This is a genomic window from Kitasatospora sp. NPDC050463, from assembly GCF_040655255.1.
Taxonomy (GTDB): domain Bacteria; phylum Actinomycetota; class Actinomycetes; order Streptomycetales; family Streptomycetaceae; genus Kitasatospora.
Map to the genome: position 1 here is coordinate 128,200 of NZ_JBFAJO010000006.1, position 21,929 is coordinate 150,128.

Sequence of the window (21,929 nt, forward strand, 5' to 3'; positions counted from 1 at the left end):
CGCGCCCCGGCCCCCGCTTCCCCGCCTCCCGTGTCAGCCCGTACCCGGGCCACCGCCACGTAGCCAGCTGCGTTCCGCGCGCGACGACCTGAAGAAGCGCGCACGCACGAGGAAAGTCCAGGCCCCGCCATGCCGCGCCAGTTGCACCTGTCCGCCGCCCTCGACAGTCCCGGCCGTTTCGACGCCGGGCACTTCACCGCCCTCGCCCGCCTCGCCGAGCGGGCCACGCTCGACTTCGTCACCCTCGACGACTCCTACGCGCCCGAGCCGCGCCGGCTCGACGCCCTCGCCACCTTCGCCCGGCTCGCGCCGCGGACCCGGGGGCTCGGCCTGGTCCCGACCGTCACCACCACGCACACCGAGCCGTTCCACACCTCGACCTCGGTCAACACCCTGGACTGGGTGAGCGAGGGCAGGGCCGGCTGGCTGATCGGGATCTCCGACACCGAGGCGCAGGCCCGCGCCTTCGGCCGCAAGGGCGTCGCCCCGGCCGACGAACTCTGGGCCGAGGCCGCCGACGCCGCCGAGGTCGCCGCGCGGCTCTGGGACAGCTGGGAGGACGACGCGGAGATCCGCGACGTGGCCACCGGCCGGTTCATCGACCGGGACAAACTGCACTACATCGACTTCGAGGGCCCGCACTTCTCGGTGCGCGGCCCCTCCATCACCCCGCGCCCGCCCCAGGGCCGGCCGGTCATCGCGGTGCCGGTCGCCGCCGCGGACCTCGCTCCGGGCGCCCCGGCCGGCAGCCGGGCCCGGGTGGAGACCGCCTCCCGGTACGCGGACGTCGTCCTGCTGGACGCCCCCGGCCCGGCCGCCCGGCTGACCGCCGCCACCGAGCTGAGGCTGCGCGCGGGCGAGAGCCTGCGGATCCTCGCCCGGCTCACCGCGGACCTCCCCGACAGTGCCGCGATCGAGGCCCTGACCAGGGAGATCACCGAGGGCGGCGGCGGCGTCGACGGCTTCCACCTGGTACCCGCGGAGCCGGCCCGGGACCTCGCCGCGGTGGCCGACCGGGTCGTCCCCGCCCTGCGCGAGCGCGGCCTGTTCCGCGTCGGCTACACCGGCGCCACCCTGCGCGACCACCTCGGCCTGGCCCGCCCGGCCAGTCGCTACACCCCCGCCGCCGCCGTTCCCCGCCCGGCTGCCGCTCCCGCCGCGACCACCACCGCCCATGCCGAGGTGACCCGATGACGGACCGACCGCTGAAGCAGATCCACCTGGCCGCGCACTTCCCGGGCGTCAACAACACCACGGTCTGGACCGACCCGGCGTCCCGCAGCCAGATCGAGTTCGCCTCCTTCCGCCACCTCGCCCAGACCGCCGAACGCGGCCGGTTCGACTTCTTCTTCCTCGCCGAGGGCCTGCGCCTGCGCGAGGTCAACGGCCTGATCCACGACCTGGACGTGGTCGGCCGACCCGAGTCGATCACCGTCCTCGGCGCGCTGGCCGCCGTCACCACCCACCTCGGGCTGGCCGCCACCGTCAACGCCACCTTCAACGAACCGTACGAACTGGCCCGGCGGTTCGCGTCGCTCGACCACCTCTCCGGGGGCCGGGCCGCCTGGAACGTGGTCACCTCCTCGGACGCCTTCACCGGTGCGAACTTCCGCCGCGGCGGCTATCTCGACCACGCCGACCGGTACACCCGCGCCGCCGAATTCGTCCAGCTGACCAGGGAGTTCTGGGACGGCGAGGACGTCCGGCACCGCGGCCCGCAGTTCGACGTCGAGGGTCGGCTCCCGCTGCCGCGCCCACCCCAGGGCCACCCGGTGGTGATCCAGGCCGGGGACTCCGACGAGGGCCGGGAGTTCGCCGCCGCCGCGGCCGACATCATCTTCAGCCGGCACTCGACCCTCGCCTCCGGCCAGGCCTTCCACGCCGACGTCAAGCGCCGACTGGCCGCGTACGGGCGCAAGCCGGACGAGCTGAAGATCATGCCCGGCGTCACCTACGTCCTGGGTGACACCGAGGACGAGGCGACCGAGCGCGCCGCCGAGATCCGCCGCGCCCAGGTCGGGCCGCAGACCGCCATCGCCTTCCTGGAGCAGGTCTGGGGCATCGACCTGTCCGGCCACGACCCGGACGGCCCGCTGCCCGCGGCCGACCCGGTGGCCGACAGCACCCTCGTGCAGGGCCGGACCAAGCTCGGGGACCCGCTGGAGATCGCCGCCCGGTGGCGGGCGGTGGCCGCCGAGAAGCAGCTCACCAGCCGTGAACTGGTGATCGAGGTGACCGGCCGGCAGTCCTTCATCGGCACTCCGGCGACGGTCGCCGCGCAGCTCGACGCCTATGTGCAGAACGATGCGGCGGACGGCTTCATCCTCGTCCCGCACCTCACCCCGGGCGGTCTGGACGACTTCGTCGACCAGGTGGTGCCACTGCTCCAGGAGCGCGGGGTGTTCCGTACCGAGTACACCGGGACGACGCTGCGCGACCACCTCGGCCTGCCCGTGCCCGGGCGGCGCTGACCGGCCGGCAAGCGCCGCCCGGCGGTGCCGAGTGGCCCGGCGCCGCCCGGCACGGCCCGGGAGCGGCCTCAGATCCAGCCGAGGAGGGCCGCGTGGACGCCGGCCTGGAAGCGGCTCTCCGCACCCAGGCCGGCGGTCAGCTCGGCGACCAGCCGACGCACCGTCCGCTCGGAGACCTCCAGCTTCCGGGCGATCGCCGCATCGGTCAGACCGGCCGCGAGCAGCCGCAGCACCAGATCGTGACGTTCCGTCATCCTGCCGCTACCGGCGAGGAGTTCCGGCGGCGTCCGGGCCGCCGACCAGAAGTACTCGAACAGCTCCGCCACCAGGGCGACCAGAGCCGGCTCGCGGACCACCACGGCCGCCTCGGCGACCGGGGCGTCCCCGCCGGGGCCGGCGCCCGGCGCGGGCAGGATCGCCAGCCGGGCGTCGACCACGATCAGCCACAGCGGCAGCGAGTGCGCGGTCCTGATCCGGGCGCCGGCCGCGGTCAGTTCGCGGACGTGCGCGAGCACGGCGGGCCGGCGCAGCGCGGCGGCCGGGTAGATGGTGCGCAGGGTGGCGCCGTGGGCGAGGGCGAGCCGTTCGCGGGCGAGTTTGCCGGCCAGGGCGGGGCCGGAGAGGTCCTGGCCGGGCCGCAGGGAGAGTGCCTCGGTGCGGGCGCCGCGGGCGGCGTCCTCCAGCAGGGCGGCGATCCGGTCGGCGCCGCGGACGAGTTCGAGGGCGGCGTCGGTGTGGTCGCGGTGCTGGATCGGCAGGTAGTCGGTGTGCAGGCGGTCGACGGCGTCGCGGGCGCGGCCCAGGGCGGCGACGAGGTCGGTGACGTGGGCGTCCGTGTCGAGCAGGAGCTGGCGGACGGCGGTGTCGACGGAGACGGCGGCGTGTCCGCCGGCCTCGGCGGCGGTGGGCTGGAGCAGGCCGAGGGTGCGGAGTTCGGTGGTGGCGGCGGCCAGGCGGTGCTCGTCCCAGTCGGGACCGGGTGCGGCGGGCGGGTTCCCGGGGTCGGCGAGCAGGCGGGCGTAGAGCCGGGTGGCGTCGCTCCCGGCGGGGTTCCCCGCGTTCTCCGTGCGCTCCATCGGCGCAGCGTAGTGAGGCCGGGCGCGGGCGGGGCGGGGCTTCCGAGGGGCGAGACGGCGTCGCTTCCGCTCCCGGTCATGGCCGGTTCCGGCAGTGCCGGGGTGGCTGACCGGCGGCGCGGCGGTGGTCAGGATGGGCGGCATGGCTCTTCCCGAGGCTTCGACGATCTGGTTGGACGGCGCGCTGGTGCCCTGGCAGCAGGCGCGGACGCACGTGCTGACGCACGGCCTGCACTACGGCACGGGGGTGCTGGAGGGCACCCGGGTGTTCGCGACGGCGGACGGTCCGGCGGTGTTCCGGCTGCCGGAGCACCTGCGCCGACTGGAGCGCAGTGCGCGCATGCTGCGGATGGAACTTTCCTACAGTGTGGAGGATTTGACCAAGGCGACGGTGGCCCTGGTGCGGGTGAACGGTCACCGGTCGTGCTATCTGCGGCACTTCGCGTTCCTGGGGTACGGCTCGATGGGTCTGGACATGCGCTTCTCGCCCACCACGACGGCGATCGCGAGCTGGGAGTGGCATTCCCAACTGCCGGACGGAGGTGGGGGGATCAGGGTGAAGACGAGCAGTTGGCGGCGGAACGACCCGAACGCGGTGCCCCCGGCGGCGAAGGCGACGGGGCCGTATCTGAACTCGGTGCTGGCCCGCCGGGAGGCGACCGACGCGGGGTACGACGAGGCGCTGCTGCTGGGCCCGGACGGTTCGGTGAGCGAGTGCACCGGCGAGAACGTGTTCATGGTGCGCGACGGGGTGCTGCGGACACCGCCGGCGAGTGCGGGGGCGCTGGAGGGGATCACCCAGGACACGGTGCTGGAGCTGGCCGCCGGCCTGGGGGTGCCGGCGCGGGTGGAGGGTCTGCTGCGCTCGGACCTGTACGCGGCGGACGAGGTGTTCCTGTGCGGGACGGCGGCGGGTGTCGTCCCGGTCCGCTCGCTGGACGACCGTGAGTTGCCGGCCGCGCCCGGTCCGGTCACCGGCCGGTTGCGGGAGGCGTACGAGGCGGCGGTCTCGGGTGCCGATGCCCGCTACCGGCGCTGGTTGACGCCGGTCTGCTGAGTGTTCAGAGCTCGTAGACGGCGCCGGCCCGGGCGATGTCGACCGGGCCGGTGAAGGCGGCGGCGGCGTCCCGGCGGTTGTGTTCGGCGTCGGTCCACGGCGGGATGTGGGTGAGGACGAGGTGGCGGGCGCGGGCGGCGGTGGCGTGTTCGCCGGCCTCGCGGCCGTTGAGATGGACGGCCCGGTAGGTGTCGCGGCCGTCGACGTAGGCGGCTTCGCAGAGGAAGAGGTCGCTGTCGCGGGCGAGTTCGACGAGTGCGGCGCTCTCGCCGGTGTCGCCGGAGTAGACGAGGCTGCGGCCGGCGTGTTCGAGCCGGAAGGCGAAGGCGTCGACGGGGTGGTTGACCTGGGCGACCTCGATCCGGAACGGGCCGAGGTCGAAGGTGCCGGGGGTGAGGGTGCGGAAGTCGAAGACCTCCTTCATGCCGGGGTTCTCGGGCATGTCGTAGGCGCGGGCCATCCGTTCGGCGGTGCCGGCCGGTCCGTAGACGGGCATCGGGTCAGGGCAGCCCTCGGCCCGGTAGTTGCGGGCGACCCAGTAGGCGCAGAGGTCGACGCAGTGGTCGGCGTGCAGGTGGCTGAGCAGCACGGCGTCGACCTCGTAGAGGCTGACGTACTTCTGGAGGGCGCCGAGCGCGCCGTTGCCGAGGTCGAGTACGACGCGGTAGCCGTCGGCCTCCACGAGGTAGCTGGAGCACGGCGAGTCGGCGGACGGGAAGCTCCCCGAGCACCCCACCACGGTCAGTTTCATCCGAGCCCCTCCGCCCCGACACGTCCTGGCTGCTGGTCAATGGCAGTACCGGCCGGTGAACCGGCGGGTAGCACTGCGTTCGCGTGTCGAGAGTAAGGGCGGAGGGGCACTTTGCCCCCGTCTCCGTGCCGCGCTGTGGCTGGAATCACCAGAACGCCGGGAGCGGGGGCGGTGCGGTGGTTCAGCGGTGGCCGGGGCGCCGGCGGGCCCAGGCCTTGATCGTGTCGGGGTACCAGCGGGGGTGTCCGCTGCCGTCGATGACGTCGGGGTCGGGGAGCAGGCCGTGTCGGCGGTAGTTGCGGACGGTCTCCGGCTGGACGTTGATGTGGCGGGCGATCTCGGCGTAGGACCACAGGTCGGTGCTGCGGCTCACGGGTCACCTCCGGCTGCAGGGGGACGTGCGTGATCAGCTTTCCGGGCTCCGGGACGGGCTTGAGCGCGGAACGGACTCTGTGGTCATACCGTGACGAACCGGGAGCAGGGAACGGATAAATGCTCAACGGTCACAGCCGTCACGGTGGTGGGGGCGGCCGCGTGCCGGGTACGGTCTGGCGCATGACTGGCTTCTGGGTGTTCCTGGCCGTGGCGGGTGTCGCGGTCCTGGCCTTCGTCGCGTCGGTGCTGGTCCGGCGGGCGCGCGGCGCGTCGGCGCCGGCCGTTCCGGAGCCCGGGCGGCGCCCGGCGAAGGGACGTTCGGGCCCGGCGGCGCAGGAGATCTGGTGGGCGGAGGTGCCGTTCGAGGACGGCCCGGGGGCGAAGGACCGCCCCTGCCTGGTGCTGCGGGTGAACGGGCGCACCGCGACCGTCGCGAAGATCACCAGCAAGCACCACGCGGAGCGGCCGGGTGTGCTGCCGCTGCCGCCCGGCTCGGTGGGTGACCGCCGGGGCCGGACCAGCTGGCTGGAGACCGACGAGCTGCGCGAGGTACCGCTGTCGGCGTTCCGCCGCCGGGCCGGTGTGGTGGACCGGCAGATCTGGACGCGGGCCCGGCAGGCGGTCCGGGGTTAGCCGGTAGGGGCGGAGCCGGCCCGGCGGGCGGTCGCGGGGCTGCGGGTCAGGCCCAGAGCTGGCCCTGCAGGGCCTCGACCGCGGCCTCGGTCGACTCGGCGGTGTAGATGCCGGTGGAGAGGTACTTCCAGCCTCCGTCCGCGACGACGAAGACGATGTCGGCGCGCTCCGCGGCCGCGGCGGCCTTGCGGCCGACGCCGATGGCGGCGTGCAGGATGGCGCCGGTGGAGACGCCGGCGAAGATGCCCTCCTGCTGCAGGAGTTCGCGGGTACGGCGGACGGCGTCGGCGGAGCCGACCGAGAAGCGGGTGGTGAGCACCCCGGCGTCGTACAGCTCGGGGACGAAGCCCTCGTCGAGGTTGCGCAGGCCGTAGACCAGGTCGTCGTAGCGGGGTTCGGCGGCGACGATCCGCACGCCGGGCACCTTCTCGCGCAGGAACCGGCCGACGCCCATCAGGGTGCCGGTGGTGCCGAGGCCGGCCACGAAGTGGGTGACGGAGGGCAGGTCGGCGAGGATCTCGGGGCCGGTGGTGGCGTAGTGGGCGCCGGCGTTGTCGGGGTTGCCGTACTGGTAGAGCATCACCCAGTCGGGGTGCTCGGCGGCGATCTCCTTGGCGATCCGCACCGCGGTGTTGGAGCCGCCGGCGGCCGGTGAGGGGATGATCTCCGCGCCCCACATGCGCAGCAGTTCGCGGCGCTCCTCGCTGGTGTTCTCGGGCATCACGCAGACCATGCGGTAGCCCTTGAGCTTGGCGGCCATGGCGAGCGAGATGCCGGTGTTGCCGCTGGTGGGCTCCAGGATGGTGCAGCCGGGGGTGAGCAGCCCGGCGGCCTCGGCGCGCTCGATCATGTGCAGCGCGGGGCGGTCCTTGATGGAGCCGGTGGGGTTGCGGTCCTCCAGCTTGGCCCAGAGGGTGACCAGGCCGTCGGTGTTGCCGGGGACGGCGGCGGAGAGTCGGGGCAGGCGGACCAGCGGGGTGTTGCCGACGGCTTCGAGCGGGCTGTCGTAACGCAAGGGGTGCCTCCGGCAACGGCGGTGAGGGTCGGGTGCGGCGGCCCTCCCGCCCGCGCGGCCGGCGGGCGGGAGGGCCGGAGGTCAGCGGGCGCCGCCGGCGACGGCGGGCAGGATGGTGACGCTGTCGCCGTCGGCGAGGGCGGTGGAGATGCCCTCCAGGAAGCGGACGTCCTCGTCGTTGAGGTAGACGTTGACGAAGCGGCGCAGCTCGCCGCCGTCCAGCAGGCGGGCGGCGATGCCCGGGTGCCGGGCATCGAGGTCCTGGAAGAGTTCCCCGAGGTTGCTGCCGGTGCCCTCGACGGCCTTGGCGCCGTCGGTGTAGGTGCGGAGGATGGTCGGGATGCGGACCTCGATGGCCATGGGTGCGCTCCTGTGCGAGTCGTGAGTGGGTGGGCCGCAGCGGGCGCGGCAGGGCGGGTCGGGCCCGGTGCGCAGGGCGTGCGGCGGGCCTGGTCGGGCGGCTCAGCGCGAGCGCGCCGGCGTGCCGGGACAGATCGCGCTGGCGAGCCGGCACAGGTCGACGTGCAGGCGCGCCACGAGGCGGGTGCCCGGGGCCTGGGTGCTCACATCGACGGAACGCATGGGCTCATCGTATAGATTCCCGGGCTCGCTCCGACATGCCTGTCTCGGGATCCGGATGTTTGCGTTTCTGCTGTTGAGACGACACCGGCCCGCCGCCGTCTCCGGGACGGTGGCGGGCCGCGCCCAGGGGGGTGCGGGTCAGGGCTGGTGGGCCTCGACGACCTGGACGTCTTCTTCTGTGATCGCGCCGTCCACGATGCGGAACGAGCGGAACTGGTACGGGTCGTCCGGGCCGTTGCCGTCGGCGGTGGAGACCAGGACGTAGTGGGCGAACGGCTCGGAGGCGTAGCTCACGTCGGTGCGTGACGGGTAGGCCTCGGTGGCGGTGTGCGAGTGGTAGACGATGACGGGCTCCTCGTCCCGGTCGTCCATCTCGCGGTAGAGCTTCAGCAGGTCGCCCGAGTCGAACTCGTAGAAGGTGGGCGAGCGGGCGGCGTTGAGCATCGGGACGAACCGCTCGGGCCGTCCGCTGCCGGCCGGTCCGGCGACCACGCCACAGGCCTCGTCCGGGTGGTCGGCGCGGGCGTGGGCGACGATGGCGTCGCGCAGTTCTCGGGTGATGGTCAGCATGCGGTCAGGATAGCCACGCCCCGGCGGGTGTCCGCCGGGGCGTCCGGGGCGTGGTCGGCGCCGGCGGGCGGCGCGTCCGGTGGGCGGCTCAGTGGGCGTCGCCCGCACCGTTGCGGGCGTGCAGGTGGTCGTGGGCGACGGCGTGGACGGCCTGCGGGCGGCGGCGCTTGAGCACCTGGTAGCCGACCACGAGCACGACGGCCCAGCCGGGGAAGACGTACAGCGAGATCCGGTTGTCCTTGTCGAGCGCGATCAGCACGATCACCAGGGCGAGGAAGCCGAGCGCGGCCCAGCTGCTCCAGGTGCCGCCGGGTGCCTTGAAGCTCGGCGGCGGCAGGTGCCCGCCCCGCCAGGCCTTCCGGTAGCGGATCTGGCAGATCAGGATCATCGACCAGGTCCAGAGGCCGCAGACGGTGGCCACCGAGGTGATGTACTCGAACGCCTTGGCCGGGACGAGGTAGTTGAGCACCACGCCGACGCCCATCAGCAGGGCGGAGAGGGTGATCGCGACGGCGGGGCTGCGGTGGGAGTTGAGCTTGGTGAGCCGCCCGGGGGCCTGACCGCGCAGGGCGAGGTCGCGCAGCATCCGGCCGGTGGAGTACATGCCGGAGTTGCAGGAGGAGAGCGCGGCGGTGAGCACCACGAAGTTGATGATGCCGGCCGCGGCGGGGATGCCGATCTTGCCGAAGGCGGCGACGAACGGGCTGACGCCGGGCTGGAATTCGGTCCACGGGACGAGCGAGAGGATGATCACCAGGGCGCCGATGTAGAAGAGCGCGATCCGCCAGGGCAGCGTGTTGATGGCGCGCGGCAGGGTCTTCTGGGGGTTCTCGCTCTCGCCGGCGGTGACGCCGACCAGTTCGACGCCGAGGTAGGCGAACATCACGATCTGCAGTGTCATCACGGTGGCGCCGATCCCCTTGGGGAAGAAGCCGCCGTCGTCCCAGAGGTTGGTGATCGACGCGGTGTCACCGGCGTCGCTGAAGCCGAGGGTGAGCACGCCGATGCCGATCAGGATCATGCCGATGATGGCGGTGACCTTGACCATCGAGAACCAGAACTCGATCTCGCCGAACAGCTTCACCGAGATCAGGTTGGCCCCGTAGAGGATGACCAGGAAGGTGAGCGCGCTGAGCCACTGCGGGATGTCGGGCTCCCAGAACTTCACGTAGACGGCGGCGGCGGTGGTCTCGGCCATGCCGGTGACCACCCAGAACAGCCAGTACGTCCAGCCGGTGACGAAGCCGGCGAAGGGGCCGAGGAACTCGCGGGCGTACTCGGCGAAGCTTCCGGAGACCGGACGGTAGGTGAGCAGCTCGCCGAGGGCCCGCATGATCACGAAGATCACCACGCCGGCCACGGCGTAGGAGAGGATCAGGCTCGGCCCGGACTTGGAGATCGCGGTACCGGCGCCGAGGAAGAGCCCGGTGCCGATGGCGCCGCCGATGGCGATCATCTGGATCTGGCGACTACCCAGACCCCGTTCGTAGCCCTCCTCGTCCGGTTTGGTGTCGACCACTTCGTCGTAGATCTGCTCGGCCATGATGCACCGTCCTGGGTGGGCTCGTGGGGTGGAGAAGTCGTACCACGCAGGTTCCGGATATCGGTGTTCATCTGAGCGATATTTGAGCATGTCCTCATATGATTCCGCCCGTTTTGAGCGGAAAAGCCGTGACCCCCCGTCCAGCATGCGGACGGGGGGTCACGGTGGCCCGGGAGCGGGCGGGATCAGTCCGCGATCGCCTCCAGCAGCGACTCCTGCAGGGCACCCAGCCACAGGTAGGCCATCACCAGCGGCTTGCGCTCGTCGGTGTCCGGCAGGTCGTACAGGCCCTGCTCGTCCTCCTCGGCGACCTCCAGCCGCACGCCCAGGGTCAGCCGCAGGTCGTTGAGCGCACCCAGCCAGCGCAGGCAGTCGGCGGCGGCCAGCTTGAGCACGCCGCCCTCGCCGCCGAGCCCGTCCAGCGCCCGGACCACCTGCAGCGCGTCCTCGCGCTTGCGGGCCCGCAGGTCCAGTTCGGTGTAGCGGCGGAACTCCCGGGCGGCCTCCCTGGTCTCGGCGGTCTCGGCGTCGTCCGGCTTCTCCGGGTCCCCGTAGGCGTCGGGGAAGAGCCGGGCCAGCGCCGGGTCGGCGGGGGCCTCGCTCGGCCCTTCCGCGAACAGCGCGGCGAGCGGGTCGCTCGTGTCCCCGCCCGGGCCCGGTCCGATCAGCTCCAGCATCTGCACCTCCAGGGAGCGCAGGATGGAGGCCTCCAGCTCGTCCAGCGCGATCGCCGCGCTCCCGCCGCCGGCACTCTCGAACAACCCAGCCATCTGTATCGGTCAGCCCGTCTTCGTCGTCTTCGGTGGGGTGCGGGGCGCGGTTCGCGGGTCAGTCGTGCTGCAGCGTGGCCCAGAGGCCGTAGCCGTGCATCGCCTGCACGTCGCGCTCCATCTCCTCGCGGGATCCGCTGGAGACCACCGCCCGGCCCTTACTGTGCACCTCCATCATGAGCTTCCGGGCCTTGTCCTTCGGGTAGCCGAAGTAGGCCTGGAACACGTACTGGACGTAGCTCATCAGGTTGACCGGGTCGTTGTGCACGATGGTCACCCAGGGCGTGTCCGGCTCCGCCACCGGCAGGCCTTCGACCTCCGGGCGCTCGATCTCCACGGGCGCGACACTCAACGCTGGGTCCTCCTCGCCGTTCTTCCCGCACATACCCCTTCAGCCCCCATGCTGCCATCCGGGGGACCTCCGGGCGATTCCGACCCGGGGGGCGCGAAGGCCCGCGACGAGAAATCGTCAATCTGACGCTAAGTGGTAGTAGCATCATCCCCATGGACGCCACTTCAGTGCGCGCGGCCGGTTCGACCGCGCTCCTCACCGACCGCTACGAGCTCACCATGTTGCAGGCCGCCCTGCGCAGCGGAGCCGCGCACCGCCGCTCCGTCTTCGAGGTGTTCACCCGCCGCCTGCCGAGCGGCCGCCGCTACGGCGTGATGGCCGGCACGGGGCGGGTCCTGGACGCCGTCGAGAACTTCCGCTTCACCAGCGCGCAGCTCGACTGGCTGGCCGGCCAGGGCGTGGTCGAGGACGACACCCTGCGCTACCTGGCCGACTACCGGTTCACCGGCGACATCCACGGCTACCCGGAGGGCGAGGTCTACTTCCCCGGTTCGCCGCTGCTCACCGTCGAGGGCAGCTTCGCCGAGGGGGTGATCCTGGAGACGGTGATCCTCTCGATCCTCAACCACGACTCGGCGATCGCCGCCGCCGCCTCCCGGATGACCGCCGCCGCCGGCGGACGCCCGTGCATCGAGATGGGCGCCCGGCGCGCCCACGAGCAGGCCGCCGTGGCCGCCGCCCGCGCCGCGTACGTGGCCGGCTTCACGGCCACCTCCGACCTGGAGGCCGGCTTCACCCACGACATCCCGACCACCGGCACCGCCGCGCACGCCTTCACCCTGGTGCACGACACCGAGCGGGACGCCTTCCGGGCCCAGATCGCCTCGATGGGCCGGGGCACCACCCTGCTGGTCGACACCTTCGACCTGCGCGAGGCCGTCCGCACCGCCGTCGAGGTGGCAGGCCCCGAGCTCGGCGCGGTACGGATCGACTCCGGCGACCTCACCCTGCTGGCCCACCGGGTCCGGCGCCAGCTGGACGAGCTCGGCGCCCACAAGACGAAGATCATCGTCACCTCGGACCTGGACGAGTACGCGATCGCCGCGCTGGCCGCCGCCCCGGTGGACGGCTACGGCGTCGGCACCAGCCTGGTCACCGGCAGCGGCCACCCGACCTGCGCGATGGTCTACAAGCTGGTCGCCCGCGCCGAGGTGCCGCAGGGCCCGCTGGTGCCGGTCGCCAAGCGCGCGGCGGGCGGCAAGACCAGCGTCGGCGGCCGCAAGTGGGCGGCCCGCCGGCCCGACCAGGACGGCGTCGCCGAGGCCGAGGTGGTCGGCACCGGACCGGTCCCGGCCGAGCTGGAGCCGCACCTCCTGCAGGTCCCGCTGGTGCGGGCCGGCGAGCTGGTCGGCCGGGAGCCGCTGGCCTCGGCGCGCGAGCGGCACGTCCGGGCCCGCGCGGGGCTGCCGCTGTCGGCCACCCAGCTGTCCAAGGGCGACCCGGTCCTGCCGACCGAACTGATCGTCTGACCGCCGCTCGGCGCGGGCCCACCGGGCCCGGGGCACAAGGCCCGGGGACGCCCCGGGCCTTCCGCCTCCGGGTGCCACTGCCTACAGTCGACCGTAGAGTTCCCACCGGACGCGCGGAGCACCAGCGCACCGCCCCCACCAGACAACCGAGGATGCGAGCCATGCACCGGGCACTGATCGTCGTCGACGTGCAGAACGACTTCTGCGAGGGCGGCAGCCTGGCCGTCGCCGGCGGGGCCGAGGTGGCCGCCGCGATCACCGACCTGATCGCCGAGTCCCACGCCGGCTACCAGCACGTCCTCGCCACCCGCGACAACCACATCGATCCGGGCGACCACTTCTCCGACACCCCGGACTACGTCAACAGCTGGCCGGTGCACTGCGTGGCGGGCACCGAGGGCGTCGGCTTCCACCCCAACTTCGCGCCCTCCGTCACCTCCGGCGCGATCGAGGCGGTCTTCGACAAGGGCGCCTACGCGGCGGCGTACAGCGGCTTCGAGGGCTTCGACGAGAACAACCGGGGCCCGATCGAGTGGCTTCGCGAGCGTCAGGTCACCGAGGTCGACGTGGTCGGGCTCGCCACCGACCACTGCGTCAGGGCCACCGCGCTGGACGCCGTCCGGGCCGGCTTCTCCACCCGCGTCCTGCTCGACCTGACGGCCGGTGTGGCGCCGCAGACCACCGCCGCCGCGCTGGAGGAGCTGCGGGCGGCCGGCGTCGAACTGGTCGGGACGCCGATGGTGCGGGGCTGAACCCCGGGCCGGGGCCGGCTCACCGCTCGGTGACCACCAGCTCCACCACGTCGGTGCCGCCCAGTCGGAAGGCCTCGCGCAGCTCGGCGCCGACCACCTCCGGCTCGGCGGCCAGCCGCGCACCGCTGACGTGGACCAGCCGCACCCCGAGGTACTCCATCCGGTGCTGGCCGCCGCGCACCCAGGCGGCCTCCCCCTCGCTGACGCAGCGCAGCTCCGAGTCGACCTCCACCGCCACCCCCACCGTCGGCCAGTAGAGGTCCGGGACGGCGATGTAGGTGCCGCCGCGCATCCGCAGCTCGGGTCCGGTCAGCGGGACGGGCAGCAGCCACTCGTCCAGCAGGGCGCCGAGCCGCTCCAGCGCGGCGTCCCGCTCGGCGGCCAGCAGCTCGTCCAGGGCGGCCCGCACCCGCAGGTCGGCGGCCAGCCCGGACTCGGTCAGCTCGGCGACCAACTCCCGGACGGTGCACGGGATGTCGGGGCGCTCCACGGCCTCCCGCAGCACCGCGCGGACCGGCAGCGCGGCACCCTCGCCGAAGGCCGGCGCGGCACCCTCGGCCGCCCACTCGCGCAGCGCGTCGGCCACCGCCCGGGCGACCGGGGCGCAGGCCAGGCCGTGCACCGAACTGGCCACCAACTCCCGCTCGGTGCGCCGGATCCGGACCTCACCGGCGTCCTTCAGCCGGCGCTGACGGGGCACCAGGACGTCCACCCCGGTGACGGCGGGCAGCCGCGGCACGGCGGCGAAGCCGTAGAGCGCGAGCGCGGCCGTACCGGTGATCACGGCGCCTTCCCCGCGGCCCTCCTCGCACCCGTTCTGCGCGGCGTAGAGCAGGGCCGCCCACATCCGCTGCTCCGGGGTCGGCTCGCCGGACTGCAGGAGGTAGACCCTGGGCAGCAGCCGCTGCCAGGGGCCGCCACGGCGGCAGTACCCGGTGACCACCCGGGCCGGCACGCCCCGGGCGCGCAGCTGACTGGCGGTGATGACGTTCTGCTGACGCTTCGCCAGCTCCTCCAGGGAAGGTGGCGGCGAGGGAATCCGGTAGCTCATGCCGACACCATCCCCAACAGCCCGGACCGACCATCGGCCACCTGACGCACTGTTACCCAACCGTCGTGAAACCGGGACCAGTCCGCACTAAAGTCCTCATACCCTCACTCATTCGGCGTAATGGGTGATCATATGCTTGTCACAATTGATCGAAGCCGAGCGGCCACCAGGGTGTCTGACCGTGAGTGACCAAGGGCATACGCCGAAGCTCCTCCGGAAGTCACTCCCACTCGCCGGATTGCCTACCCTTGGTGCATGTCACGTGACGAGACCGCCGGCCTCCGCGCGGCCCAGCTCCGCCTTGGCCGCCTGCCCGGATACGTCCGCCGGCCGGACCCGGCCCGCCGCAGCGGCGAACAGGGCCATACGTACAAAAAAGGCTGGGAGGTTCGCTTCACCGCCCGCAGCGAGGCGGAGATAGCCGAGATCCGCGACCTCGTGGTCGCGGCCGGATTCGCCCCGGCCCGGCCCTTCTTCAAGGGGCACCAGCTGATCCAGCCCGTGTACGGGATGGCCGCCGTCCAGGCCTACCTGGCCGCGAGACAGGCGGCCGAGGACCAGGCCGCCCGCACCGCCGTCGGCCGCGAACGACGGACCGGCGACCCCACCGGACCGGAAGGGGCCGCCGCCGTGAGCGCCGCGGAGGCCGCTGCCACTGCCGCGGCCTCGGCGGCCGAGCTGGCCCGGCGGCGGGCCGTCGACGCCTTCCCCGCCCAGCTCGAACGGACCACCGCGGCGGACGACCGGATCACCTCCACGGAGGCCCGGCCCACCGGCTGACGCTCGAACAGGCGGGATACCGCGTCGCGCAGTCGCCCACCCGTCGGGCGCCCGGGCGCGACCGGCACGGACAGGGGCGGCCGGAGGGGGCCGGACCGACCCCGGCCCACCGGCCCGGCTCCCGCCCCGCCGCCCCGGCGGCGCGAGCGCACCACCCCTCCGCAGACCACCGCCGGGACCGTCCGAACACCTGCCCCGACCCTCCGCGCGCGCGACCGGTAGCGCGGGCGCGGCTTCACGCCGAGGGCGTGGACGCGAGCCGCCGAACCGCCTACGGTGGCTCATCAACTGTCCTGCGAACCCGCAGTCCCACTCCGCTGACCGGCCACGACGCACTCGCCTCCGCGCCTACGGCTCCACCGTGTCCCACTCCACCACCGGCCCGCGCCACCCCGCCGCCCGCCTGCCCACCGCCGGCCACCGCCGGAACCGGCCGAGCGACGGTGCCTTCCGGGCATTCAATCCGATTGGTAACCCAGCGCACCGAGCGCCTACCGTAGAGTGAGCGCAGATGATCGACCGTCAGAAGCCCATCTCACTCGCCGAGAAGCCGAGATGACCAACCGTCATGACAGCACCGCCGAGCCTCCCCTGGGGCCCGGCGAACCGCCTGCCGTACCGCTGGAGTTCGCGGCGTTCTGCGAGCTGCACCGACCGCGGTACCTCAGCTACGCCCGGGTGTGGCTGCCGGACCAGACCGAGGCGGCCGGCGCCGTCCACCAAGCCTTCGCCGAAATCGCCGTCCACTGGCGCGAGTTGCTGGGCAGCTCCAATCCCACCGCACACGCCTGGCAGATCCTGCGCGACACCGTCAGCGACCACACCCGACAGGCCGGACCGCCGGCCCTGCCCCACCACCCCGCCGAAGACGACCTCGCGATCCTGCACTACGTCGTCGGCCTCGCCGCACCCGAGATCGCCGATGTCATCGGCACCGACACCGCCAGCGTGGCCGGCCGACTCCGCCGCACCATGCTGCGCGAGGCCTCCGGCTGGTGACCCCGGCGAAGCCCTCGCGCCACCCCGGGGACCGGGACCCACGCCCGCGTCGGCGTCCGCGTCCGCGTCCGCGTCCGGTGGATCAGACCCGCTCGCCCGTCACGTCGTACAGGTGGTGGACCGGGTCGTGGACCAGGTAGCGGGAGAACGACTCCACCGTGAAGCGCGCACCGTCGCTGCGGTTGCCGGTGCGCTGCCACTGCTCGCCCGCGACCCGCTCGAAGGCGTCCGCCAGGATCCGCCCGGCCTCGGCCAGCTCCACCGCGACGGCCGACGGCTGCTGATCCCCGTAGCGTTCGGCGACGGCGGTCTCGTCCTGGTCCCAGTTCGGGAAGTCCGGGCCGTCCTGGTCGAGCATGAGGTTCAGCCGGACGTGGAACAGCCGGAAGACGTCCCGGACATGGCAGGCGTACTCCAGGGCCGACCAGACCTCCGGGCGGGGCCGGCGGCGCAGCGCGCCCTCGTCGCCGCCCAGCACCGCCACCCAGGCGTCCGCGTTGGCCCGGATCAGCCCGGGGACGGACCCGCGGTCCACGGCCGCGGAGTCCAGGCCGCAGTCCGGGCAGGCCCGCTCCAGCACCCAGGTCCAGTCCTTGGTGTCCGGGACGATGGCCTCGGCGGGGTCCGTGACGGCGGTGAGGTCGGTGGCCCCGGCGGGGGCGCCGGCGGCGGCCGGGGCGCCGGCGGCGGGCTTAGAGGCGGGCGTGGCGACGACGTTCTCAGGACTGGTCATGCGTCCAGGATGGCCGCGGCCCGGCCGCTCCCACCAGCGGCCCGAGCGCCAGCGGCCGCCGAAATACTGCCAGGACCGGCCGGTCCTCGGCGAGCGGATCGCCGGCGCCGCGTAGCCGGGGCGGCGCCGCAGCGCCGGGGCCGACCGAAATCCCTGGCCGGGGCAGGGGGCCTCGGTCCATGCTGGGCACCATGCTCATCCGCGAAGCCACCTCCGCCGACTGGCCGGCCATCTGGCCCTTCCTCCGCGAGATCGTCGCCGCCGGCGAGACCTACAGCTGGGACCGCGACACCACCGAGGACCGGGCCCGCGCACTCTGGTTCAAACCCGCCCCCGGCCGCACCTTCGTCGCCGTCGACGAGGACGGCACCGTCCTGGGCACCGCCGAAAGCCACCCCAACCAGTCCGGCGGCGGCGCCCACGTCGCCAACGCGGGCTTCATGGTCGACCCCCGCCACAGCGGCCGGGGCGTCGCCCGCGCCCTCGGCGCCCACGTCCTCGACCAGGCCCGCGCCGACGGCTACCGCGCGATGCAGTTCAACGCCGTCGTCGAGACCAACGACCGCGCGGTGGCCCTCTGGAAATCCCTCGGCTTCGAGATCCTCACCACCGTCCCCGAAGCCTTCCGCCACCCGCGGAAGGGCTACGTGGGCCTGCACATCATGCACCGCCGGCTCTGACGACGGCCCCCGCGCGACCGGCTCACCGGTAGGGCGGCTGCTGCGGCGGCGGACCGTACCCCGGCGGGTACGGGGACGCACCCGCCACGGCTGCCCGCCGCCGCTTCCGCGCCCGCGCCATCAGCCCCGCTCCCACCCCGGCGACCACCAGCACCAGCAGACCGCCGGCCCCCAGCAGGGTGTACGTGACCCCCGCGTTCCCGCCCGCCCCGGCCACCGGCGCCGCCATCGGCGGCACGGAGGCGTCGTCGGTGGGCTCCGCCGCGGAGCCGGCCGAAGCCCCCTGCGACTCCGCCCGCCCGAGCAACGGGTTCGCCTTCGCCCCGCCGTCCACCGCGGCGTTCGGCTCCAGCGCCCTGGCGGGGTCAACGACCCCGTACCCGTAGTGGGCGTTCGGCACCGCCGACCCGTCCCCCGGCGGAGTCGCACTCTTGATCATCCGATTGATGACCTGCCCGGCCGAGAGAGCGGGGTACTTGGAGCGGATCAACGCAGCGGTGGCGGAGACGTAGGCGGTGGCGTCCGAGGTGCCGTTGCCGACGTTGTAGCTCGAAGTAGAGGTGACTGACGCGTGGTAGATCCCGACGCCCGGCGCGGCGATCGTGGTCTCGGGTCCGAACGTGGACTTCTCCCACACCCTGTTCTGCTCATCGACCGCCGCAACGGCCACTACTCCCGGAAAGGCTGCTGGGTACTCGACAGGAGAGGACTTGTTTCCGCTGTTCCCGGCTGACGCCACAACGACGATGTCCTTGGAGGCCGCGTACTTGATGGCATCCCGCGTCAGGGCGTCCGCGCCCGAATACCCCCCGAGGGAGACATTGATGACCTTCACCCCCTGATCGGCGGCGAATCGGACGGCCTGTGCGAGGTCGGACTGCTGGGCCTCCGGCAAGCCGTCGACACTCCTGACTCTGACCGGAAGAATCTTCGCCTTCGGCGCGAGGCCGATGACCCCCGCCGAAGCCCCGTGTCCGGTGCCGGCGATCAGGCTCGCCATCGCGGTTCCGTGGCCGTCGCTGTCCACCCGCCCGTCCGTCCTCCCTCCGGAGAAGTCGGCGCCGGGCAGCACCTGGCCGACGAGGTCCTGGTGCTCCTGGCTGACGCCACCGTCCACCACGGCAACAACCACACCGTCGCCTTGGCTGATCGGCCAGACTCTCGCCTCAGCGGCGAACTTCTTCAACGGCCACTGGGCATCCCTGATCTGGTCCGCCATCGCCGGCGTGTGGACCGTCCCCCACACCAGGGCTCCAACAGCGAGCACGGCTGCTCCACGCCCCACCCGACCGCCCGTCACGCCTGGTCACCTCACTCAGCGATTCGTCCCCTGGGCCAGCGACCCAGGGGACGACCGATCATCGGCCTGTCCGCCTACGGACAGGGGTCATTCCACCACGTTCGGGTTGGCCGGCTTGTCCGACGCCCAGGTCTCCTCATCCTCGACGAGGTAGTCAGGGCGCTTGCCCTCCTTCTCCCCGTCCTTCTTGCGCCGGTGTGCATCACCGAGTGGAACGCCCGGCGCCATCCCGCCGCCGACGCTGGCGCTCGGCTCCCCTCTGCCGCGGCTCCGAGCGCCGAGGCCTGACCCGCCTTCGGTGAAGGCCTCCTTCGCCCCGGGGCCCGATCGCCCACCCTTGCCGACGAGGCCGCCGGTGCCCCCTGGTAGACCGCTGCTCGGTCGGGACCCTCCGGTGCCCCGACCACCACTGCCGAACCCGCCCTCGAACACCTCGCCCGTGCCGAACGCCTTACCCCTGCGGGCCGCGGCCTCGCCGGGAGCGGTGGTCCGGCCCGGGACGTCCCTGTTCGGTGTTCCCACCTTGTCCCGGCTGCTGGCCGACGCTCCCGGCCCTTCCCCAACCGGCCCGGCACTGGTGCGAGCCCTCTCGTAGCCGCCACCCGTCGGCCCGCTCGGGAGCCCCGTCTGAGGTCCGGGGTTGGTGCCGGAGCTGCCGGAGTTCGGGAGCGACGTGCTGGTCGCGGATGTCGTGGGAACACTGGCCTTCGTACCGTCGATCCCAGTGCCCGGCCCGTAGTTGGTGACAGCCGGCGGCTTCGGCGCTGCCTGCGCGGTGCCTCCCTTGATACCCGAGTCGACCGGTGGGGCCGGTACGGCCGGTGCCGCTGTCGCCGGGCGATTCCGCGCGGGCTCGCCGGTCGTTCGCTGAGGAGGCGGCGTGGAGCTGCCAGGGGTCGGCGACGTTGTCACGCTGCTGTAGCTGGCACCGGCCATAACGGCGCTGATCGTCGAAGCCCCCGACGACTCATCAGGCGAAGGAACATCCTGATAGTCGTCGCCGCGACGCTTGTTCGGCCCCGGCTGCAACGGCGGTGGCGGCTTCAGCATCGGGGCGGCGACGCGGTAGTGCATGGCGAGGGTCTGCATGACGGCGGCGGCTTCGAGTTTGCGCTGTTCGGCGATGGCGGTCTTGGTGTCCTCGTCGTCGCCGCCGAACAGGGACGAGACGGTGTCCCCGACGCCGTCCTTGAGCTGGTCCCAGCCGCTGGGCTCCTCGGGCATGTCGTGTTTGGCCTTGGCGATGGCCTCGGACATGGCTTTGAGGGTGTTGGCGGCGTCGTTGGCGTAGGAGGCCGCGTTGTTGATGGTGGCGGCGAGGTTGAGCATGCGACTGTGGAAGGCGTCGCTGGTGGTGCCCTCCCAGCTGACGGCGGCCTCGGTGCTGGCCCGGGTGAGGGTGGCGCGGATGGCTTTGAGGGTGTCGGCCGCGCGGCGCCAGGGGTCGCCGGCGGCCATCACCTCGCCGGGGTTCAGGGCCTGGGCCATCTTGCGGAGCTCGGCGTGGCTGTAGTCGTTGAAGTTGGTGTACGTCATCGGCGGCCGCCTCCGTTCCGGTGGGACTGTGCCCGTTCGGTGGTCATCGTTCGGACTTCCCGCCCGGCTGCCGGGGCGGGGCCACCGTCCGGGTGTACGCGGCGGTGCTGGTGGCGGACGGCGCGGCCACCGACCAGCCGTCGTCGCCGAGCTTCAGCTTGCCGGCGGTGCGGTGTTCCTGCTCCTGGTAGTTGGTGGCGGTGAGTTCGGCCTTCTTCTGGGCCTCGTCGACGGCGTCCTGGAGCTGGTTGAGCACGTCGCGCAGCCCGTCGCGCATCGTCTGGTACCGGCCGTGCAGTTCGGTGGCCTCGGCGAAGGTGCCGAAGGAGGTCTTGCCGACGGCGCTCTGTCCGTGTGTCCGGGTGCCGTCGGCGTGGCGTTCGAACTCGGCCAGCAGGAGCCTCACCTGGGCTGCGAAGGCCCGTAGTTGCTCGACTTCGACGCGGTAGCCGCCGCCGGCTCCGCCCGTCGATCCGGTCCCCGTTGCCACGTCCGGCGCCTCCCCCGTGCGTCCGCCCCGTGCTGCCGTGCACAGCCTCGGGAGACTCATGTCTAACACATGGGCCGGGCGAGCAGAACGGCGCTCACGGCGAACCGTCGACTACCTGCCGGGCCGTCAGTTCACGGGTGTCTCCCGCTGGAGTGCGGCGAGGGCGCGGCGGCAGAGCGAGTCGGCGTGGCGGGTGGTTTCGGGCAGCCGGTAGTGCGGGGCGAGGGCCAGGGTCGTGTCGACCGCCTCGGACAGGCCGATGCGGTGGCCGACGGAGACGAACACCGGCTTGACGCCGGGCCGGGTACGGACGGCGCGGCCGACCTCCTCCCCGGTGGCGGGGTCGGTGAGCGGGGTCCAGGCGCCGCGGGCGGCGTCGGGCTCGTGGTGGTCGAAGACGAACGGGGTCTTGGCGACGCCGAGCGTGCGCAGGCCGGTGAGCACGCCGAGGTGGCTGGCCAGGCCCAGGCGGCGCGGGTGGGCGAGGCCGTAGCCGTCGCAGACCACGGTGCCGGGGGTGCGGGTGAGCGCGGCCAGGGCGTCGAGGACGGCGGGGAGTTCACGAAAGGCGAGCAGGCCGGGTACGTAGGGGAAGGCGATCCGGCCGACGGCGGTCGACTCCTCGACGACGGCCAGGGTGTCGCGGTCCAGGACGACCGCGGCGGCGACCACGAGGTCCCGCTCGTCGTCGTAGGCGACGTCCACACCGGCGATCAGCGTGTCGGCCTCGGTGTCGCCGTCGGTGTCGGAGCCGGCGCCCGGGCCCGGGCCGTGGGGCTGGACGAGCGGGCGCAACCGTTCCTGTTCGGCGAGGGCCTCGGCCTCGGTGGCGGGCCAGTCGGCGGGGATGGGCACGGAGGTTCCCTTGGGCGTCGAGCGTCGATGGATGAGTCCCGACCACCGTACCGAGTCGGGCGGACGACCCCGCAGTGAGCCCGTGCGCC

The 21,929-nt window shown here is 73.1% G+C and carries 25 protein-coding genes; 9 read left to right on the forward strand and 16 right to left on the reverse strand.

Features of this window, described 5'->3' with window-relative positions; translation table 11 throughout:
- The first annotated feature begins 129 nt into the window (after nucleotides 1-129).
- The gene (locus tag AB0J08_RS06160; protein WP_360627639.1) at nucleotides 130-1,194 is read left to right on the forward strand and encodes an LLM class flavin-dependent oxidoreductase; all 1,065 of its coding nucleotides are present in this window, start codon (nucleotides 130-132) and stop codon (nucleotides 1,192-1,194) included.
- Entirely contained in the window at nucleotides 1,191-2,471 is a 1,281-nt protein-coding gene (locus AB0J08_RS06165; RefSeq protein ID WP_360627642.1) for an LLM class flavin-dependent oxidoreductase, read from the forward strand. The genes AB0J08_RS06160 and AB0J08_RS06165 overlap by 4 nt, the downstream gene beginning before the upstream one ends.
- A 68-nt stretch (nucleotides 2,472-2,539) precedes the next feature.
- On the opposite strand, the gene AB0J08_RS06170 is transcribed toward AB0J08_RS06165, so the two are convergent.
- A complete protein-coding gene (locus AB0J08_RS06170) occupies nucleotides 2,540-3,547 on the reverse strand; it encodes a helix-turn-helix transcriptional regulator (protein ID WP_360627645.1) in 1,008 nt (335 codons plus the stop codon).
- A gap of 142 nt (nucleotides 3,548-3,689) precedes the next feature.
- Here AB0J08_RS06170 and AB0J08_RS06175 point away from each other — a divergent pair, with 142 nt between their 5' ends.
- Entirely contained in the window at nucleotides 3,690-4,604 is a 915-nt protein-coding gene (locus AB0J08_RS06175; RefSeq protein ID WP_360627648.1) for a branched-chain amino acid transaminase, read from the forward strand.
- A gap of 4 nt (nucleotides 4,605-4,608) precedes the next feature.
- On the opposite strand, the gene AB0J08_RS06180 is transcribed toward AB0J08_RS06175, so the two are convergent.
- Entirely contained in the window at nucleotides 4,609-5,355 is a 747-nt protein-coding gene (locus AB0J08_RS06180; RefSeq protein ID WP_360627651.1) for an MBL fold metallo-hydrolase, read from the reverse strand.
- 181 nt (nucleotides 5,356-5,536) lie between these two features.
- A complete protein-coding gene (locus tag AB0J08_RS06185; RefSeq protein WP_360627654.1) occupies nucleotides 5,537-5,728 on the reverse strand; it encodes a MerR family transcriptional regulator in 192 nt (63 codons plus the stop codon).
- A gap of 182 nt (nucleotides 5,729-5,910) precedes the next feature.
- Here AB0J08_RS06185 and AB0J08_RS06190 point away from each other — a divergent pair, with 182 nt between their 5' ends.
- A complete protein-coding gene (locus AB0J08_RS06190) occupies nucleotides 5,911-6,363 on the forward strand; it encodes a type II toxin-antitoxin system PemK/MazF family toxin (RefSeq protein WP_360627657.1) in 453 nt (150 codons plus the stop codon).
- A gap of 46 nt (nucleotides 6,364-6,409) precedes the next feature.
- Here AB0J08_RS06190 and AB0J08_RS06195 read toward each other — a convergent pair whose 3' ends face one another.
- The 7 genes from AB0J08_RS06195 to clpS all read right to left on the reverse strand — a co-directional run bounded on the left by AB0J08_RS06195 (nucleotide 6,410) and on the right by clpS (nucleotide 11,195).
- Nucleotides 6,410-7,378, reverse strand: coding sequence for a cysteine synthase (locus AB0J08_RS06195; protein WP_360627660.1), 969 nt, complete (start codon nucleotides 7,376-7,378; stop codon nucleotides 6,410-6,412).
- An 81-nt stretch (nucleotides 7,379-7,459) separates the two neighbouring features.
- On the reverse strand, nucleotides 7,460-7,738 hold the full coding sequence (locus AB0J08_RS06200) for a MoaD/ThiS family protein (protein WP_030394231.1): 279 nt from the start codon (nucleotides 7,736-7,738) through the stop codon (nucleotides 7,460-7,462).
- Between the two features lie 102 nt (nucleotides 7,739-7,840).
- Nucleotides 7,841-7,960, reverse strand: coding sequence for a putative leader peptide (locus tag AB0J08_RS06205; RefSeq protein WP_327677307.1), 120 nt, complete (start codon nucleotides 7,958-7,960; stop codon nucleotides 7,841-7,843).
- Nucleotides 7,961-8,098: 138 nt separating this feature from the next.
- Entirely contained in the window at nucleotides 8,099-8,530 is a 432-nt protein-coding gene (locus tag AB0J08_RS06210) for a M67 family metallopeptidase (RefSeq protein WP_360627663.1), read from the reverse strand.
- Nucleotides 8,531-8,618: 88 nt separating this feature from the next.
- Nucleotides 8,619-10,073: an amino acid permease gene (locus AB0J08_RS06215; protein ID WP_360627666.1), complete on the reverse strand. Its 1,455-nt coding sequence runs from the start codon at nucleotides 10,071-10,073 to the stop codon at nucleotides 8,619-8,621.
- A 185-nt stretch (nucleotides 10,074-10,258) separates the two neighbouring features.
- Complete coding sequence (locus AB0J08_RS06220; RefSeq protein WP_360627669.1) at nucleotides 10,259-10,843, reverse strand: DUF2017 domain-containing protein; 585 nt, start codon at nucleotides 10,841-10,843, stop codon at nucleotides 10,259-10,261.
- A gap of 58 nt (nucleotides 10,844-10,901) precedes the next feature.
- Nucleotides 10,902-11,195 carry an ATP-dependent Clp protease adapter ClpS gene (gene clpS, locus AB0J08_RS06225; RefSeq protein WP_329487840.1) on the reverse strand — a complete coding sequence of 98 codons (294 nt, stop codon included), beginning with the start codon at nucleotides 11,193-11,195 and terminating at the stop codon, nucleotides 10,902-10,904.
- Nucleotides 11,196-11,347: 152 nt separating this feature from the next.
- Between clpS and AB0J08_RS06230 the strand changes: the two genes are divergently transcribed.
- Nucleotides 11,348-12,664: a nicotinate phosphoribosyltransferase gene (locus AB0J08_RS06230; protein ID WP_360627672.1), complete on the forward strand. Its 1,317-nt coding sequence runs from the start codon at nucleotides 11,348-11,350 to the stop codon at nucleotides 12,662-12,664.
- 161 nt (nucleotides 12,665-12,825) lie between these two features.
- The gene (locus AB0J08_RS06235) at nucleotides 12,826-13,416 is read left to right on the forward strand and encodes an isochorismatase family protein (protein WP_360627675.1); all 591 of its coding nucleotides are present in this window, start codon (nucleotides 12,826-12,828) and stop codon (nucleotides 13,414-13,416) included.
- 19 nt (nucleotides 13,417-13,435) lie between these two features.
- Here the strand turns inward: AB0J08_RS06235 and AB0J08_RS06240 are convergent, their stop codons facing one another.
- Nucleotides 13,436-14,467, reverse strand: a complete 1,032-nt coding sequence (locus AB0J08_RS06240) for a hypothetical protein (RefSeq protein ID WP_360627678.1) — start codon at nucleotides 14,465-14,467, stop codon at nucleotides 13,436-13,438.
- A gap of 255 nt (nucleotides 14,468-14,722) precedes the next feature.
- On the opposite strand from AB0J08_RS06240, the gene AB0J08_RS06245 reads away from it, so the two are divergent.
- Nucleotides 14,723-15,247 (forward strand): hypothetical protein, encoded by a 525-nt coding sequence (locus AB0J08_RS06245; protein ID WP_360627681.1) that lies wholly within the window; start codon nucleotides 14,723-14,725, stop codon nucleotides 15,245-15,247.
- A 555-nt stretch (nucleotides 15,248-15,802) separates the two neighbouring features.
- Nucleotides 15,803-16,246: a hypothetical protein gene (locus AB0J08_RS06250; RefSeq protein ID WP_360627684.1), complete on the forward strand. Its 444-nt coding sequence runs from the start codon at nucleotides 15,803-15,805 to the stop codon at nucleotides 16,244-16,246.
- A gap of 82 nt (nucleotides 16,247-16,328) precedes the next feature.
- On the opposite strand, the gene AB0J08_RS06255 is transcribed toward AB0J08_RS06250, so the two are convergent.
- Complete coding sequence (locus tag AB0J08_RS06255; protein ID WP_360627687.1) at nucleotides 16,329-16,979, reverse strand: DinB family protein; 651 nt, start codon at nucleotides 16,977-16,979, stop codon at nucleotides 16,329-16,331.
- Nucleotides 16,980-17,170: 191 nt separating this feature from the next.
- Here AB0J08_RS06255 and AB0J08_RS06260 point away from each other — a divergent pair, with 191 nt between their 5' ends.
- Nucleotides 17,171-17,659, forward strand: coding sequence for a GNAT family N-acetyltransferase (locus AB0J08_RS06260; RefSeq protein ID WP_360627690.1), 489 nt, complete (start codon nucleotides 17,171-17,173; stop codon nucleotides 17,657-17,659).
- Between the two features lie 22 nt (nucleotides 17,660-17,681).
- Here the strand turns inward: AB0J08_RS06260 and mycP are convergent, their stop codons facing one another.
- The 4 genes from mycP to AB0J08_RS06280 all read right to left on the reverse strand — a co-directional run bounded on the left by mycP (nucleotide 17,682) and on the right by AB0J08_RS06280 (nucleotide 21,840).
- Complete coding sequence (mycP, locus tag AB0J08_RS06265; RefSeq protein ID WP_360627693.1) at nucleotides 17,682-18,926, reverse strand: type VII secretion-associated serine protease mycosin; 1,245 nt, start codon at nucleotides 18,924-18,926, stop codon at nucleotides 17,682-17,684.
- 120 nt (nucleotides 18,927-19,046) lie between these two features.
- Complete coding sequence (locus AB0J08_RS06270; protein ID WP_360627696.1) at nucleotides 19,047-20,495, reverse strand: hypothetical protein; 1,449 nt, start codon at nucleotides 20,493-20,495, stop codon at nucleotides 19,047-19,049.
- A 43-nt stretch (nucleotides 20,496-20,538) separates the two neighbouring features.
- On the reverse strand, nucleotides 20,539-20,985 hold the full coding sequence (locus AB0J08_RS06275) for a hypothetical protein (protein ID WP_360627699.1): 447 nt from the start codon (nucleotides 20,983-20,985) through the stop codon (nucleotides 20,539-20,541).
- A 126-nt stretch (nucleotides 20,986-21,111) separates the two neighbouring features.
- Nucleotides 21,112-21,840 carry an endonuclease V gene (locus AB0J08_RS06280; RefSeq protein WP_360627702.1) on the reverse strand — a complete coding sequence of 243 codons (729 nt, stop codon included), beginning with the start codon at nucleotides 21,838-21,840 and terminating at the stop codon, nucleotides 21,112-21,114.
- Nucleotides 21,841-21,929 lie beyond the last annotated feature (89 nt).